At 67.3% G+C, this 15,090-nt stretch carries 10 protein-coding genes and 1 riboswitch; all 10 genes read right to left on the reverse strand.

Annotation, left to right across the window (positions count from 1 at the left end; translation table 11 throughout):
* Window positions 1–83: 83 nt before the first annotated feature.
* The 10 genes from IB230_RS08165 to ilvD all read right to left on the reverse strand — a co-directional run bounded on the left by IB230_RS08165 (window position 84) and on the right by ilvD (window position 14,941).
* Complete coding sequence (locus IB230_RS08165; RefSeq protein ID WP_192270781.1) at window positions 84–2,942, reverse strand: TonB-dependent receptor; 2,859 nt, start codon at window positions 2,940–2,942, stop codon at window positions 84–86.
* 58 nt (window positions 2,943–3,000) lie between these two features.
* On the reverse strand, window positions 3,001–3,909 hold the full coding sequence (locus IB230_RS08170) for a helix-turn-helix domain-containing protein (RefSeq protein WP_192270783.1): 909 nt from the start codon (window positions 3,907–3,909) through the stop codon (window positions 3,001–3,003).
* A 148-nt stretch (window positions 3,910–4,057) separates the two neighbouring features.
* Window positions 4,058–6,373, reverse strand: a complete 2,316-nt coding sequence (locus IB230_RS08175) for a winged helix-turn-helix domain-containing protein (protein ID WP_192270785.1) — start codon at window positions 6,371–6,373, stop codon at window positions 4,058–4,060.
* A gap of 261 nt (window positions 6,374–6,634) precedes the next feature.
* A complete protein-coding gene (locus IB230_RS08180) occupies window positions 6,635–7,327 on the reverse strand; it encodes an ion channel (RefSeq protein ID WP_343227272.1) in 693 nt (230 codons plus the stop codon).
* A 10-nt stretch (window positions 7,328–7,337) separates the two neighbouring features.
* On the reverse strand, window positions 7,338–7,505 hold the full coding sequence (locus IB230_RS08185) for a hypothetical protein (RefSeq protein ID WP_192270787.1): 168 nt from the start codon (window positions 7,503–7,505) through the stop codon (window positions 7,338–7,340).
* Window positions 7,502–8,101 (reverse strand): DUF4136 domain-containing protein, encoded by a 600-nt coding sequence (locus IB230_RS08190; RefSeq protein WP_225589283.1) that lies wholly within the window; start codon window positions 8,099–8,101, stop codon window positions 7,502–7,504. The genes IB230_RS08185 and IB230_RS08190 overlap by 4 nt, the downstream gene beginning before the upstream one ends.
* Before the next feature lie 94 nt (window positions 8,102–8,195).
* Window positions 8,196–10,082 (reverse strand): phosphomethylpyrimidine synthase ThiC, encoded by a 1,887-nt coding sequence (thiC, locus tag IB230_RS08195; protein WP_192270788.1) that lies wholly within the window; start codon window positions 10,080–10,082, stop codon window positions 8,196–8,198.
* A gap of 121 nt (window positions 10,083–10,203) precedes the next feature.
* Window positions 10,204–10,304: riboswitch (TPP riboswitch) on the reverse strand.
* 30 nt (window positions 10,305–10,334) lie between these two features.
* Complete coding sequence (locus IB230_RS08200; protein ID WP_192270790.1) at window positions 10,335–12,173, reverse strand: methyl-accepting chemotaxis protein; 1,839 nt, start codon at window positions 12,171–12,173, stop codon at window positions 10,335–10,337.
* A 73-nt stretch (window positions 12,174–12,246) separates the two neighbouring features.
* The gene (locus IB230_RS08205) at window positions 12,247–13,092 is read right to left on the reverse strand and encodes a PhnD/SsuA/transferrin family substrate-binding protein (RefSeq protein WP_192270792.1); all 846 of its coding nucleotides are present in this window, start codon (window positions 13,090–13,092) and stop codon (window positions 12,247–12,249) included.
* A 7-nt stretch (window positions 13,093–13,099) separates the two neighbouring features.
* The gene (gene ilvD / locus IB230_RS08210; RefSeq protein ID WP_192270794.1) at window positions 13,100–14,941 is read right to left on the reverse strand and encodes a dihydroxy-acid dehydratase; all 1,842 of its coding nucleotides are present in this window, start codon (window positions 14,939–14,941) and stop codon (window positions 13,100–13,102) included.
* Window positions 14,942–15,090 lie beyond the last annotated feature (149 nt).

Genomic DNA, 15,090 nt, shown 5'->3' on the forward strand with positions numbered 1-15,090 from the left:
CCCGCCAGGCGAGCGGCAACCATGAAAAAAACCACGGCCCCTTTCGGGGCCGTGGCTTGGAACGACAGCGTGTGATCCGGGGATCAGAAGCGCTGGGTGTACTTCACGTACAGGAAGCGGTCGAAGTCGAAACCACCGTAGTAGGCGAAGTCGCTGTGGCGGTACGACGAGTTCGAGAACATCAGCGGACCCTGATGGTTGAACACGTTGTTGGCGCCCACCGCAATCGTGGCATTCCACGGCGCGCTGTAGCTGACCTGCATGTCGTGGAACGTGTTGGAGCCGACCTTGCGGATCGCATCCGGCTCGCCGTTCGCGATGTGGCCGGGCTCCGTGCAGGGACGCGCCGTCACGCAGCTTTCCTTCATGCCCGAGTAGTAACGGGCCGTCCAGTTGACGGCGACGGGACCCAGCGACCAGTCCACGCCCAGGTTCGAGCGCAGGCGGAAGATGCCCGAGTTGCCCACGTTGCCGACGATGATCTTCTCACCGGCGGAGTTCTCGGCTTCTTCGTCATACACGCTGGTGTAGGACGAGGTCCAGTCGAACGCGATCTTGCCGAACGACTGCTCCGGCAGGGCGTACTTCACGCCCAGGTCGAAGCCTTCGGTCTCCATCGCGCCCAGGTTGGCCAGGCCGTAGAACAGGTTGGTGATGTGGCCATCGTCCGCGCGCGTGATGCCTTCGCAACGGGCGCTGTTGCCCAGCACGTAGCAGTCGCGCAGGATGCGGTCGACGCTGTCCGAGATGATCATGTTGGTCAGCTCGTAGCGGTACCAGTCCAGCGAGATGTCCAGACCCTGCACCCAACGCGGCGACCAGACGACGCCCATGGTCTTGCTCTTGGACGTTTCCGGGATCAGCGCCGGGTTGGAGCCGGTGATGAACTGGTCAGGCGTGGCGCACGGATAGGTCGTGCAGGGCACCAGGCCCTGGCCCAGCTGCACGTAGCCCAGCGGCACGCCGGCGGCCGTACATGCGGCATTGCCGTTGACGCTGTTCACCGCACCGGTACCGCACGGATCGGTGTAGTTCTCGAAGCTCGTGCCGATGCCGCCGTACAGGTTGTCGATCGTCGGGGCGCGGAAGCCCTCGGCGTAGGTGCCGCGGACCAGCAGCTCGTCGATCGGACGCCAGGTGAAGCCGAACTTGCTGTTGATCGTGTCGCCGAAGTTGCTGTAGTCGGAGTAACGGCTGGCCATGTTGATGGTCAGCTCCTTCGCGAACGCCATGTCGGCCAGCACCGGGATGCTCAGCTCGACGTAGAACTCGTCGACCGAGTAGTCGCCCTCGGTGGTGGTCGCACCCAGGCCCGTACTCTGGCCCGACTGCGCGAACGCGTCCGGCACGAAGCGGCCCTGCTCCTTGCGATGCTCGACGCCCACCGCGATGCCCAGGTCACCGGCCGGCAGTTCGAACAACGAACCGGACAGGTTGGCGGTGTAGCTGGTGGTGCGGGTCAGACCGGTGTCGGTGAACCACGGGAACAGGAAGCGCTGCACGTCCGGATCGGCCAGCGAACCCTGACCTGCCACGCCGTAAGGCAGCAGCGGGTTCCACGGACGGCAGTCCGACAGCGGGATCGGGCTGGCGGCGCTGCCGCACTGCGCGATGCCGTCGGCGTTGATGAACGACGCGCCCAGCGCCTGCTCCGAGGCGATCAGGCTCATGTCGCCGTGCGCACGCTTGGTCGACTGGTTGCGGTTGATCAGCGCACCGATGTCCCAGTCCCAGGTCTTGCCGGCGACGTCGAAGAAGCCGGAGAAGCCGCCCGCGAAGCGGTAGGTTTCCATCTCGCTTTCGGTGGTGCGCGGCACTTCCCACAGGCGGCGGCGGAACGTGGTGTCGCCGGCCATCGGGTTGAACGCGCTGTCGGCGGACAGCGGCGTGCCGAAGGCGGCCGACTGGTACGGATAACCGGCGATCTGCTGCTGGGTGGAGCGGTGGTTGTACAGCACGTCCGCGTTGAACGAGATGTTGTCCGTCACGTCGTAGTTGGCGTTGACGAACACCGAACGGCGCTCGATGCCCGTGGACAGAAACATCTGCTGGTTGGCATTGGCGTTGTAGTCGGCGGAGTGCACGACATAGTCGGCGCGGTTGGTCGGGTTGCCGCCGTCGCGCAGCGTCCACCACACGGCCGAAGCGGCCGGCGAGCACGGGTCGCAGAACGAGCCGTTCTGGCTGATCGGGCTCCAGCCCGAACCCGGGTAATCCGGACCGGCGTTGCCGTCCTTGGAGAACCAGCGGTCGGCGGCCGAGATCGGGTCTTCCTTCGAGTACTCGACCGACAGCGTGACGCCGCCACGGTCGCTGGCCGAGCCCACGGTGAAGGAGTACTGCTTGACGTCGCCGTCACCCTCGCCGCTCTGGCCGAGGTAGGCCGACGCTTCGGCGCCTTCGAAACGCTTGCGGGTGATCACGTTGACCACGCCGGCGATCGCGTCGGAGCCGTAGATGGCGGAGGCGCCGTCCTTCAGCACTTCGATGCGGTCGATCGCCGACATCGGGATCTGGCTGAGATCCTGGTAACCACCGGTGGTGGCACCCAGGCGACGGCCATTGACCAGCACCAGCGTGCGGGTGGCGCCCAGGTTGCGGATGTCGACGTAGTAGCCGCCCACGTTCTCGCCCGAGGCCAGCGCTTCCGAACGCGCGATCGCCGGGGAACCGGCGGACGTCAGGTTCTGCAGCACGTCGGCGACCGAGGTGAAGCCCTGCTTCTCGATGTCTTCACGCCCGATCGTGATGATCGGCTGCTGCGTTTCCATGTCGGCGCCGCGGATGCGCGAGCCGGTCACTTCAAGGCGATCCAGGGTCGTCGTCGTGGTGGCCTCGGTCGTGGCCTCCTGCGCGCTGGCGAACGCCGGGATCAATGCGATGGCGATACCGGCCGGCAGCATGCCGACCCGCATCGCACGACGCGAATTGCGGTGGTTCATTCAATCTCTCCTCAGAGGAACGTGTTGCGTTATGGGCGTGTTAAAACGCCTTGCAAACTTACGTTCCAGTCTTCAGCGCCGCTTTGCGGCCGACGCCCGATGACTTTGCCGAGTCTGTCCTCGACGTCATGATGGCGGAGCGGTAGCGGCTGGCCGACGTGCCGAAGCGTGCGCGGAAAGCACGCGCGAAACTGCAGCAGTTGTCGAAGCCGGAGGCGGCCGCGACCTCGCCGACCATCATCGACGTACTGCGCAGCAGATCGGCCGCATGTTCGAGCCGCATGCGCGCGGCAGCGGCCTGCGGACTCTCGTCATACAGGCTGTAGAAGGTGCGCGAGAAGTACCAGCTGGAGAAGCTGGTCAGCTCCGCCAGTTCGCTGATGCGGACCACACGGTCGCAATTGCCTTCCAGGTAGAGCCGCGCGCGCTGGAGACGACCGAACACCTGTCGCTTGCGCGTGCGGGACCGGCCCGGACAACGCTGGACGAACCCATCCAGCTCCTGCTGGACGGCCGCGAAGTGCAGCAGCAGCGGCCGCAGCGCCTGGGCATCGACACTTTCCGCGCCACGTTCGGACGCCGCACGCCACAGGCGGAGCAGGATCAGCGCATCGCGCCGGCCCAGGCGGCCACGCCCCGCATAGAGCGGACCGTCGGCGAAGCGTGCCATCGCCTTCATGCCGTCGCCATTCAGCGCGACACCGATGCACAGGCCATAGCGGTCGGTCTGCACGAGCGGCTTGGAGTCGCGCTCGAGCGCGATCCACTGGCCTCGCCGCAAGCGGAAGCGCCCTTCCTTGGCCTCGACCCAGGATGCCCCCCGCAATTGCACCCACAGGGTGAACAGCTCACCGCCGGCCTGTGCCCCACCCAGTCGCGAGACTGCGACGCAGCCGCTCGACGGCAAGCTTTCCGCCGTCTCCAGCCGGACCATCTGGCCCCGGTCCGCCCACCATGTTTGCTCCATCGGTCATTCCACTTTGCAAGACGTGTGGAAGCGATGTGCCGGGTTTGGCTGGCAGGCCGCAGGAAGTTTGTCGTAAAAGTCGACGAAATCTTGCCGAACGCCCATCCGACAAAGTTACGAAAGAAACTTTCCCTTTCGTGTCAGTCGGTTACCAGAAGCCTCCGGCTCCAGAGGGCGGTGCGGGGTCGAGCGACAGGAACCCGATGTCGGAACCATCGACCACCGCCATGGCGACATACGTCACGCGAGTGCGCGCGTGCGCACTGAAGCCGTTGATGGTGGCGAGGTGGGTCGGCTCCAGACATCTCGCGGGTGCGTGAGAACGGCCGGCACCGATATGGCGCACGCTGACGTAACAGTCTGGCAGCTGCTCCAGGTATTCCACCTGGCCATCCCCGGTCACCGTCCAGGTGCGGTAGCGCTGGCTGGCCGGGCGATTGCCGTCGACTTGGCGGATGCTGGCTTCCGACAGGCCGAGGTCCGATTGCCAGAGTCCGTCGCGCCCCAGGCGGGTGAACAGCACGCGGCCCTGCGCCAGGTCCGGGAGCGCGAACGAGACACCGTCGATGCTTCCCAGCCGACGCCAGGGCGTACTGCGGCGATCGAACAGCACCAGCTGCTGGCCGTCGCCGCGTCCGGCCACCACCAGAAGGTGCGCCGGATCCGGCAGGTAGGCGGCGAACAGCAGATCCTCCCGCGGCACGGGGACCGGCAGGGGAATCAGCTGGCCGCTGGACGGCTCCAGCTCGTGCAGGCCATAGAAGCCACGCGCGTTCGTACCGATCACCAGCAACCGCTTGCTGTCCGGCGACCAGGCCGGCAGGTGACGGGACTCCGGGCGGATGCCTTCCAGCGGGCGCAGCGATGCGGGCCGCTCCATGTCGGCCCACCAGAGCGAGAACTCACCGGAACGGTCGGATGTGAAGGCGATCTGGCGGCCATCCGGCGCCACCGAAGGCAACGAATCACGCCCCGTGGACGGAAACAGCCGCTGCATCTGGGGCGCCGTCTCCGCGCCCGCCGGATCACCGACGCGGTACAGGCCGAACTCCGGCTTCCGTTGCACGAAGGCCAACAGGTTCGCGTGTGCGGCGATGGCGGGCGCCTGCGCGTCCTCGATGCCCAGGTCGCTGATGTTCCGGCCGGAGAGCTCGAGCCGGTACAGGCGGGTGTGGCTGTCCACGCGACGGCCGAACACGATCGCGTTGCCGTCGGGTGTCCAGTCCCAGCCCCGGAACTCGGCGCGCTGGTGGGTCAACCGTTCCGCGCGACCGCCGCCGGCAGGAATGCGCCACAGGTCGCCCAACGGCGTGTTGCGGATGAAGGCGATCCACTTGCCGTCCGGCGAAAAGCGCGGGGCGGTGTCGACGTCCTCTGCGCTGGCCCCGTACTCCAGCGCGCGCCAACGGCCCGTCGCCAGGTCCAGCAGGCGCAGGCCGGGTTCGCCGCCACCGCTCAACGGGCTGCTGAACACCAGACCGCTGCCGTCGGGCATCCAGTCGAACGAGGGCCGATTGTGCGGATCGCAGCCTCCCAGCACACGGGGCTCGCCGCCACTGGCCTGCACGGCCATGATGCGGCAGTCCTCGCCGGGCGAGCGCCGGAGGAACGCGATCTCGCGACCGTTGGGCGACCACTCGGGGTTGCTGTCCCATGCCCCGTCGGGCGGGAACGTCAGTTTGCGGGGCTGGGCGGGTTCCGTGGTCTGCACGAGGACCGCCGTCCCGGCCAACTCCTCGGTCATGCTGGACAGGTAAGCCACCTGCGAGCCATCCGGCGACAGCGTGGGCGTCAGCTCGAACCCTGGCGCGGACGTGATCAGCCGGTACGGCCTCGGTGCAGGCAGCAGGCCGGTGACCTCGTCCTGCACACCGCCTTGCGCCCGCTTGTCGGCGCCCCACCAGACCGCCGTGATCGCACAGGCGATCGCCACCACGCCCAGCGCCAGGCCCCACATCCATCGGCGGAACAGCAACGCCTGCCGGGTCGCCGGCACCGCGATGCCGGCGGGTCCGGACGTGGCGTCCGCGGCCACGGGTGCACCAAGCTCCCCGGTTGCGGCGGGGAGTGCAGCCGGCACAGCGGCTGCCTCGTCGCCAACCGACGCATTCGGCAACCACTCCACCGCCACCAGCAGCCGGTATCCGCTCTTGGCGATGGTTTCGATGTAGCGCGGACCGTCGGCGTGCTCACCGAAGGCCTTGCGCAGTTGCGTGATGGCCTGGGTCACGACGTCGTTGGTCGGCAGCGTATCCGGCCAGACCGCGGCCAACAGTGCTTCGCGCGTGACCACACGGCCCGGGTTGTCCACCAGTACGCGCAATACCCCCATCGACTTGGGCGTGATGCGCGCCGCCCTGCGTGCGCCCGGCGCATGGACTTCGCGCAGCGGCACATCAACGAGGCATTCCCCCACCTTCAGGCGATCGCCTGTAGGGAGGGCGGCGGAATCGGGGGGTCTCATCGGGGGCGAATGCTGCGCTGTCTTCCGGGGGTCCGTCATGTGCCTTAATGCCTGCCGCCCGTAGGGCCAAGTGATCCGGCAGATTCGGCAAAGTTCAAAGGCAGCACGGGGAAAGCGCACCGTCGCGGTGCATTTTACAGTGGCCGTCATGCTCCCCCTGAACGGGAGCAGCACAGGCAATCTCTCTCTCCGCCGACGTCCTACTACATCAGCTCCAGCATTCGCGCCGAAAGGCGCGAATTTTTTATGTGCTGGCGATGCTCAGTCCGCCTTGCGCGCAGGCGATTTCAGGATGGTCAGTCCTATCAGTCGCGACACCACCACGGCGATGTACATCACGCCGGCGAACTGCTCCAGCATCACCAGCGCGCGGGCCTGCGGCAGGATCGGCACCACGTCGCTCAGGCCCACGCCCGACAGCAGGCTGAAGCTCAGGAACAGCAGCTCCATCCAGCTGCGCGGCGATTGCGGATCGACGGCGGCGGTGAAGCTGCCGGGATACCATTGCTGGCAGACCGAGAACGAAAACGCGAACGCCCACGCCAGCAGCGTGAAGGTGGCGCCGGCGGCGAACAGTTCGTCGCTGCTCACCGAGTGGTCCTGCAGCATGTAGGCGATCAGGCTGCCGGCCGTGTAGAAATACAGGCCGCTCTCCAGCAGGTGAGCGTAGATGCCCAACGACGGAAGATCGAAGACGGCCGCGGACACCGACAACAGCACCGACGGCACCGCCAGCGACCACGCGACCCAGTTCACCGCGGCGCTGCGGTTGACCACCCACAGGGCGAGCGCGAGCACCAGGATGCCGAACGCGCCGAACAGCGCGCGCCCGGCCTGCGTGTCTTCCATGATCGGGTACAGCAGGATGCCGGCCAGCTGCACGATCAGCAGGAAGGCGCAGGGATGCCGCCGCGCCGTCACCAGCCAGCGCAACCAGAGCCAGGGCGTCGTCACGCGGCGGGCCTCACTTGACGTGGTAGACCAGCGCGTAATAGACCACGTAGATCCACGACAGCAGACCGTGGATCACCGCCCACAGCAGCGACTTGTTGGCGCTCCACGAGATGGTGATGGCGAGCGCCGTACCGAAGCCGATGCCGGCCTTGGCGATGACGGGACCGCTGCCCTTCATGGCGTCGCTGCCGGCGTGCCACTGCCCGCGCGGTACGGGTAGCGCAGGAAGATGTCGGCGACCGCGCCGTCGATCTTCGCATTCCGCTCTTCAGGCTTGTCGCGCCCCGCACGTCCGACCGCCACGCCGGTCCAGACCAGCCGGTTCTGCTTCGCGTCCACCAGATCGACGTTCATGGTGCCCTCGGTGTACTTGTAGACGTCGGTGCGGTCCCGCCAGGTCGGCACGGCCACATAGCGGCGTGCGCGATAGCTGTAGTAGTAGTCGTAGTCGACTTCCGGCGTGTTCACGACATCCGTCTTTTCCTGCATGTAGGCGTTGAGGTTCACCCACAGATCCGGCGATTTCTCGTCATAGGTGTAGCCGCGCGACTCCATCTGCGCGCGGGCGGCGCTCTTGATGCGGCCGCTGGTCAGCGTGGCATAGCCCTGCCCTTCGATCGCCAGCGGCGAGTAGAAGGCGAACGTGCGGTACTGGCCGAAGTTGGCGGACGGGTCGACGTCACTGGTGATGCGCGGACCGGTGGCGCAGGCCGCCAGCAGCAGGACACTGGCCGCCGTCATCCAGCGGGCGGTGGTACGGGCGAATCCGAGCATGGTGGTTCTCCTGTCGGGGACGCCACCATGATGGCGGACGTCCCGTGAACACTGCGCCTGAGAGCGCCGGACGGAAGCACCCCGCCCGGCCGGGTCAGCCCTGACGATACACCTGCGCTCCCTGGGCCAGGAACTCCGCGGATTTCTCCGCCATGCCGGCCTCCAGTGCCGCCTGCTCCTCCACGCCGTGCTCGGCGGCATAGTCGCGCACGTCCTGGGTAATCTTCATCGAGCAGAAGTGCGGGCCGCACATCGAGCAGAAGTGCGCCAGCTTGTGCGCATCCTTCGGCAGGGTCTCGTCGTGGAATTCCTTGGCCTTCTCCGGATCCAGGCCCAGATGGAACTGGTCCTCCCAGCGGAACTCGAAGCGCGCCTTGCTCAGCGCGTTGTCGCGCACCTGCGCGCCGGGATGGCCCTTGGCCAGATCGGCAGCGTGGGCGGCGATCTTGTACGCCATGATGCCGTCGCGCACGTCCTGGCGGTTCGGCAGGCCCAGGTGTTCCTTCGGCGTGACGTAGCAGAGCATCGCCGTGCCGTACCAGCCGATCATCGCCGCACCGATGGCGCTGGTGATGTGGTCGTAACCCGGCGCGATGTCGGTGGTCAGCGGGCCGAGCGTATAGAACGGCGCTTCGCCGCACTCGCGCAGCTGCTTGTCCATGTTTTCCTTGATCAGCTGCATCGGCACATGGCCGGGGCCTTCGATCATGCACTGCACATCGTGCTTCCACGCGATCTTGGTCAGCTCACCGAGCGCTTCCAGCTCGCCGAACTGCGCGGCGTCGTTGGCATCGGCGATGCAGCCGGGGCGCAGGCCATCGCCCAGCGAGAAGGCCACGTCGTAGGCCTTCATGATTTCGCAGATGTCCTCGAAGTGCGTGTAGAGGAAGTTCTCCTTGTGGTGCGCCAGACACCACTTGGCCATGATCGACCCGCCGCGCGAGACAATGCCGGTCACGCGCTTGGCGGTCAGCGGCACGTGGCGCAGCAGCACGCCGGCGTGGATGGTGAAGTAGTCCACGCCCTGCTCGGCCTGTTCGATCAGCGTGTCGCGGAAGATTTCCCAGGTCAGCGCCTCGGCGCGGCCGTCGACCTTCTCCAGCGCCTGGTAGATCGGCACGGTGCCGATCGGCACCGGCGAGTTGCGGATGATCCACTCGCGCGTCTCGTGGATGTGCTTGCCGGTGGACAGGTCCATCACCGTGTCGCCACCCCAGCGGATCGACCACACCAGCTTCTCGACCTCTTCGGCGATGCCCGACGACACCGCGCTGTTGCCGATGTTGGCGTTGATCTTGGTCAGGAAGTTGCGGCCGATGATCATCGGCTCGCTTTCGGGATGGTTGATGTTGTTCGGCAGGATGGCGCGGCCGCGCGCGATCTCGTCGCGCACGAATTCCGGCGTGATGAATTTCTGGATGCTGGCACCGAAGCTTTCGCCCGGGTGCTGGGCGAGAAGATGCGCCTCGCGCACGGCATCGAGCCGCTGGTTCTCGCGGATGGCGACGTATTCCATCTCCGGCGTGATGATGCCGCGGCGGGCGTAGTGCATCTGGCTGACGTTGGCGCCGGCCTTGGCGCGGCGCGGCAGAACGCGGTTGGGGAAGCGCACCGCATCCAGCTTGGGATCGTGCTCCCGTGCCCGGCCGAAGGTGGAGCTCAGCGCGTCGAGTTGCTCGGTGTCCCCGCGCTCTTCGATCCACTTCGTGCGCAGTGCGGCCAGGCCGGATGCCAAGTCGATGCGCGCATCAGGATCGGTGTACGGACCGGAAGGGTCATAGACGGTGACCGGCGGATTCTCTTCGCCACCGAAGATGGTCGGCGTCTGGGTCAGCGCGATCTCGCGCATCGGCACCTGCAGGTCGGGACGCGATCCCTGCACGAAGATCTTGCGCGAGCCCGGGATCGGCCGGGTGACGGATTCGGAAAGTTGCCCGGTCTGCTGCAGCAGGTCGGTGGCGGGCTTGGGAATGGCATTCATCGGCTTCGTCCTTTTGAATCCCCGCACAGGGAGATTCGCATAGTGGGATGCGAGGGTTCGCATCACGGACGAAGCGGCGGCGCGGCGGCGGACGGACTGCGGGCACGGGGCACGGCAATACGGCGCATCCTGCGAAGCTTCCCTACGCCGGTCTCAACCGGATCAGGTTCGAAGGGACTGTCTCAATCGCCGGCCCGGCCGGCGATACCCCCGCTTCGGCGCGAATTAGACCACAAACGCCGCCCCGGCAAGTCACTCCAGCGTGTAGCCCACGCGGAAGCCGCCCCAGTGGCGGTCGCCGACGAACACCGGCACCGACAGGTCGAACATGATCTGCCCGGTATCGCGGCGATAGACCTGCAGGCGGTAAGGGTCGGTGTGCGCGCCCACGCTGCGGCCGACGCGGTCGGCGAACAGGCGCTTGGTGCGGTTGCCCACCAGGTCCTTGGCGCGGTCGCCCGTCAGCGGCTGGGTGAAGCGCAGGTTGTGCGTGGGCACGTAGCCGTCCGGGTTGGCGCAGATGGCGAACACGATCCACGGGTGGCGCGCGATCACCGGTTCCTGCAGGGGCGGCAGCAGTTCGTCGCAGAGCGCGTCGAACGGGGTGGTGAACTTGGCCGGCTCGATGCCCGGCATCGGCGTGTAGTCGCGCGAGAACAGAGCATCGTCATCGATGCGCCCCTGCACCAGTGCCTGCGCCAGGGTATCGCCAATGCGCAGCGCCGCCGCCTGTGCCAGATCGCGGACGCGCGCATGCCGGCGATGTCCGAGCGGATCGGCGGGCAGCCGGAACAGGCCGACGCAGTCCCGCAGCGTGTCCGTGCCCTGCGCCAGCGCCGTGCCGCGTGCGGCCACCTGGTCCGCGTGTTCCAGATTGCTGCGGCTGAGCGCGGCGACGCGATCGACCGCGGCATCGATCGCGATGACCTCCTGATCCTGCGCGGAGACGCGCTCGACCACCGACTCCATCGCCTGGCTGGCGCGCGCCAGCAGGTCGCCGATGCCGACCAGCACCTGCCCCGTGGCTTCGGCCGACGCCGCGCTCTCGGTCAGGGCGCGTCCGCTTTCGGCGAGGATCACGCGCACATCGCGCGCCGCCGTCGCCGCCTGTTCGGCGAGGCGGCGGATCTCGGTGGCGACGACGGCGAAGCCGCGGCCGGCCGGTCCCGCACGCGCCGCTTCGATGCTGGCGTTGATCGACAGGATGTTGGTCTGGAACGCGACGGCGTCGATGACTTCGATAACCTCACCGGCGCGTGCGGAACGGCGTTCGACTTCGCGCATCGCATCGCCCAGCTGGCGCGCGGCCGCGACGCCCTGGCGGGCGCTGGCATCGGCGTTGGCGGCGACGCTGATGACCGCCTGCAGTTCTTCGCCCGCACCCTTCAGCCCTTGCAGCAGGCGACGGGTGGCGTCGAGCACAGTGTCGAGCGCGGTGACCTGCGCCTGCGACTGGGTCAGCAGTTCGTCGTTGTCGCCGACCAGATGCGGCACCTCGGCCGCGACCTGCACCGAAAGCGCGACGGCCTGCCGGATCGCCTCGGCCAGGTTGCCAAAGCCGGCAGCGATCTGCCGCGACAGCGGATGCGCGGCCTGCGCGTCGGGCAACGCGAGATCGAGATCGCACCCCCCGAGCAGACCGCCGATGCGTTCCAGCAACGCACGCTCGGTGGCGGCATCCGTCAGGCGTTGTGCGACGTCGCGCAGCGCAGGCGTGACCGCCGCGGGAATCTCGCCCTGCGCCAGCCGTGCGGCATCGCGCAACAACGCGGCGGTTTCCGGATGCGGCAACGACAGCAGCCAGCCTTCGCCATCGCGGTCGGCCTGGTAACGGATGCGGCGTGCAGGATCGTTGCCGGGCGCGCACCAGTTGCCTTCTTCGTCGTTCAGCACGCTGGCAGGCAAGCCCCACAACCGGTCGCAGGGCTGGCCCAGCAGCGCCTCGGGCGACAACGCCAGCAGATCCCAGGCGGCACGGTTGGCCGCCACGACGCGTGCGGACACATCCAGTCGCACCAGTCCCACCGGTGCGTCCGGCAGGACGTCCCCTTTCGCCGCGCTGTCCGCCGGCCTGTCTTCGATCGCTGCCATGCCCCCTCCTCCGTCTATCGGTAGCGGCCGGAGAAGACGTGAGTTGAGGGGCCTGTTCAGGCAGAAACGGCGCTCAGTCCCGGGGCAGTACAGCTTCCGACAGCCGTGCGGCATCGGCGGGAACGAAGACGGTGGCGTCGCCGAACTCGGGCCAGCCGACGCGCAGGGCCGCCATCACGGCCGGCTCTTCCCGGTGCGCTTCCAGCAACCAGGCCGCGATGGCCTGGCACGGCACCTCGGTCGTCGCACGGCACAGCAGGGGGCCCGGCGGGATCGGATCGGAGCGCCACAGTTCGTGGATATCGTTGCGACGCGACGCGTCGTAGACATCGATCGCCAACGCCGCCACATCGGCACGCTCTTCGACCACAGCCTGCAATGCGGCAGCGTGCGAACCCGAATAGATGACCGACGCGAAAGCCGTCGCAGGATCCAGTCCCTGGCTGCGCAGGTACTGCGCCGGCACGAAACCGCCGGATGCGGAGTCGCGACCGACCAGCGCCAGCCGCAGCCTGCCGGCATTCGCCTTCATGCCGGCGAACGATGCGACATCGCGCGCCACCAGCACCGCCCGATAGCCATCCGCCTGCAATGCGGGTACCTGCGGTACTGGCAGCGTGTTGACCTGTGCGATGTCGCGCCGCGCCTGCAGGTAGCCATGCAGGTTGGGTACCGCGACATCGACGTGGCCGTCACGCATCGCCTGCACCAGCGCCGTGGGCGATGGGAAGAGCTTCACCTGTACCGGATGGCGGCCGCGCTTTGCCAGGTAGTCGGCGAGCGGCTGGATCGCATCGAGGCGGTCGCGTTCGGGATAGGCATAGGTGGCGACCACCCACGGCGTGCGCCGGTCTTCCTTCGCGGAGACGGGAAGGACGACGAGTGCGAACAGCAGGACAAGAGCGGAGCGAAGGCGCATCCGCGTATCAGACGGCATCCAGCAGCGCCTTGTCACGCACGGCGCCCTTGTCGGCACTGGTGGCAAGCAGCGCGTACGCCTTCAACGCGGTGCTGACCTTGCGCGTGCGGGGCTGCGCGGGCTTCCAGCCCTTCGCATCCTGGGCAGCCCGACGCGAGGCCAGGTCCGCGTCGGACACCAGCAGGCTGATGGAACGCTGCGGGATATCGATGCGGATGCGATCGCCGTCCTGCACCAGTCCGATCGCGCCGCCCGCCGCCGCTTCCGGTGAGGCATGGCCGATGGAAAGCCCGGAGGTGCCGCCGGAAAACCGTCCGTCCGTCAGCAACGCGCATTGCTTGCCGAGGCCTTTCGACTTCAGGTAGCTCGTCGGGTACAGCATCTCCTGCATGCCCGGCCCGCCCTTGGGACCCTCGTAGCGGATCACCACCACGTCGCCCGCCTTCACCTCGTCGCCAAGGATCCCGGCCACCGCCGCATCCTGGCTCTCGTAGACGCGCGCGCTGCCTTCGAAGACGTGGATCGACTCGTCGACACCGGCCGTCTTCACCACGCAGCCGTCGACCGCGATATTGCCGTACAGCACTGCCAGCCCGCCTTCCTGCGAGAACGCGTGCTCGACGCTGCGGATGCAGCCCTCGGCGCGGTCGGTATCCAGCGACGGCCAGCGCGTCGCCTGGCTGAAAGCGACCTGGGTGGGAATACCGGCGGGCCCGGCCTTGTAGAACGTCGCCACGGCATCGTCGTCGGTCTGGGTGACGTCCCACTTCGCGATGGCGTCGCCCAGCGTCTTCGCATGCACGGTGGCGACATCGGTATGCAGCAGGCCGCCGCGCGCCAGTTCGCCGAGGATCGCCATGATGCCGCCGGCGCGGTGCACGTCCTCGATGTGGTACTTCTGCGTGTTCGGCGCCACCTTGCACAGCTGCGGCACGCGCCGCGACAGGCGGTCGATGTCGCGCATGTCGAACGGCACCTCGCCCTCCTGCGCCGCGGCGAGCAGGTGCAGGATGGTGTTGGTGGAGCCGCCCATCGCGATGTCCAGCGTCATCGCATTCTCGAACGCCTCGAACGTGGCGATGCCGCGCGGCAGCGCCGTCGCATCCTCGCCGCCGTACCAGCGATGGCACAGCTCAACCGCCACCACGCCGGCGCGCTTGAACAGCTGTTCGCGGTCGGCATGCGTGGCCACGACGGTGCCGTTGCCCGGCAATGACAGGCCCAACGCCTCGGTCAGGCAGTTCATCGAGTTGGCGGTGAACATGCCGCTGCACGAACCGCAGGTCGGGCAGGCGCTGCGTTCGACCGCGGCGACCTGTTCGTCGGACGCATTCGGATCGGCCGCCATCACCATCGCGTCGATCAGGTCCAGCTTGTGGTCGGCCAGCTTGGTCTTGCCGGCCTCCATCGGTCCACCCGATACGAACACCGTCGGGATGTTCAGGCGCAGCGCGGCCATCAGCATGCCGGGCGTGATCTTGTCGCAGTTGGAAATGCACACCAGCGCATCGGCGCAGTGCGCATTGACCATGTACTCGACCGAGTCGGCGATGACTTCGCGCGACGGCAGCGAGTACAGCATGCCGTCATGGCCCATCGCGATGCCGTCATCGACGGCGATGGTGTCGAACTCCTTCGCCACACCGCCGACGCGTTCGATCTCGCGTGCGACCAGTTGGCCGAGGTCCTTCAGGTGCACATGGCCCGGTACGAACTGGGTAAACGAATTTGCGACGGCGACGATGGGCTTGTGGAAGTCCTCGTCCTTCATGCCGGTGGCGCGCCACAGCGCGCGGGCGCCGGCCATGTTGCGGCCGTGGGTGGAAGTCTTGGAACGGTACTCGGGCATGAAAACCAGCGGTGCTGCGACGACGTGGGAAGCCTTGATTCTGCTGGCTTTCCACTGTTTCAGTTGCAACCATATCGAGTGAAATCATCCGATCGTCGAAAAGCGTACGGAAGCGCTTGACACGCTTCGGAGCGGCATGTTTCTCTTGC

The organism is Pseudoxanthomonas sp. PXM01 (assembly GCF_014851815.1).
In the GTDB taxonomy this organism is placed as follows: Bacteria; Pseudomonadota; Gammaproteobacteria; order Xanthomonadales; family Xanthomonadaceae; genus Pseudoxanthomonas_A.

Coding starts and splice junctions, on each gene's coding strand:
- IB230_RS08165 (WP_192270781.1), bottom strand. CDS start 2,942: ATGAACCACCGCAATTCGCGTCGTGCGATGCGGGTCGGCATGCTGCCG.
- IB230_RS08185 (WP_192270787.1), bottom strand. CDS start 7,505: ATGAAGGGCAGCGGTCCCGTCATCGCCAAGGCCGGCATCGGCTTCGGT.
- IB230_RS08200 (WP_192270790.1), bottom strand. CDS start 12,173: ATGGCAGCGATCGAAGACAGGCCGGCGGACAGCGCGGCGAAAGGGGAC.
- IB230_RS08205 (WP_192270792.1), bottom strand. CDS start 13,092: ATGCGCCTTCGCTCCGCTCTTGTCCTGCTGTTCGCACTCGTCGTCCTT.
- IB230_RS08175 (WP_192270785.1), bottom strand. CDS start 6,373: ATGAGACCCCCCGATTCCGCCGCCCTCCCTACAGGCGATCGCCTGAAG.
- ilvD (WP_192270794.1), bottom strand. CDS start 14,941: ATGCCCGAGTACCGTTCCAAGACTTCCACCCACGGCCGCAACATGGCC.
- IB230_RS08170 (WP_192270783.1), bottom strand. CDS start 3,909: ATGGAGCAAACATGGTGGGCGGACCGGGGCCAGATGGTCCGGCTGGAG.
- IB230_RS08190 (WP_225589283.1), bottom strand. CDS start 8,101: ATGCTCGGATTCGCCCGTACCACCGCCCGCTGGATGACGGCGGCCAGT.
- thiC (WP_192270788.1), bottom strand. CDS start 10,082: ATGAATGCCATTCCCAAGCCCGCCACCGACCTGCTGCAGCAGACCGGG.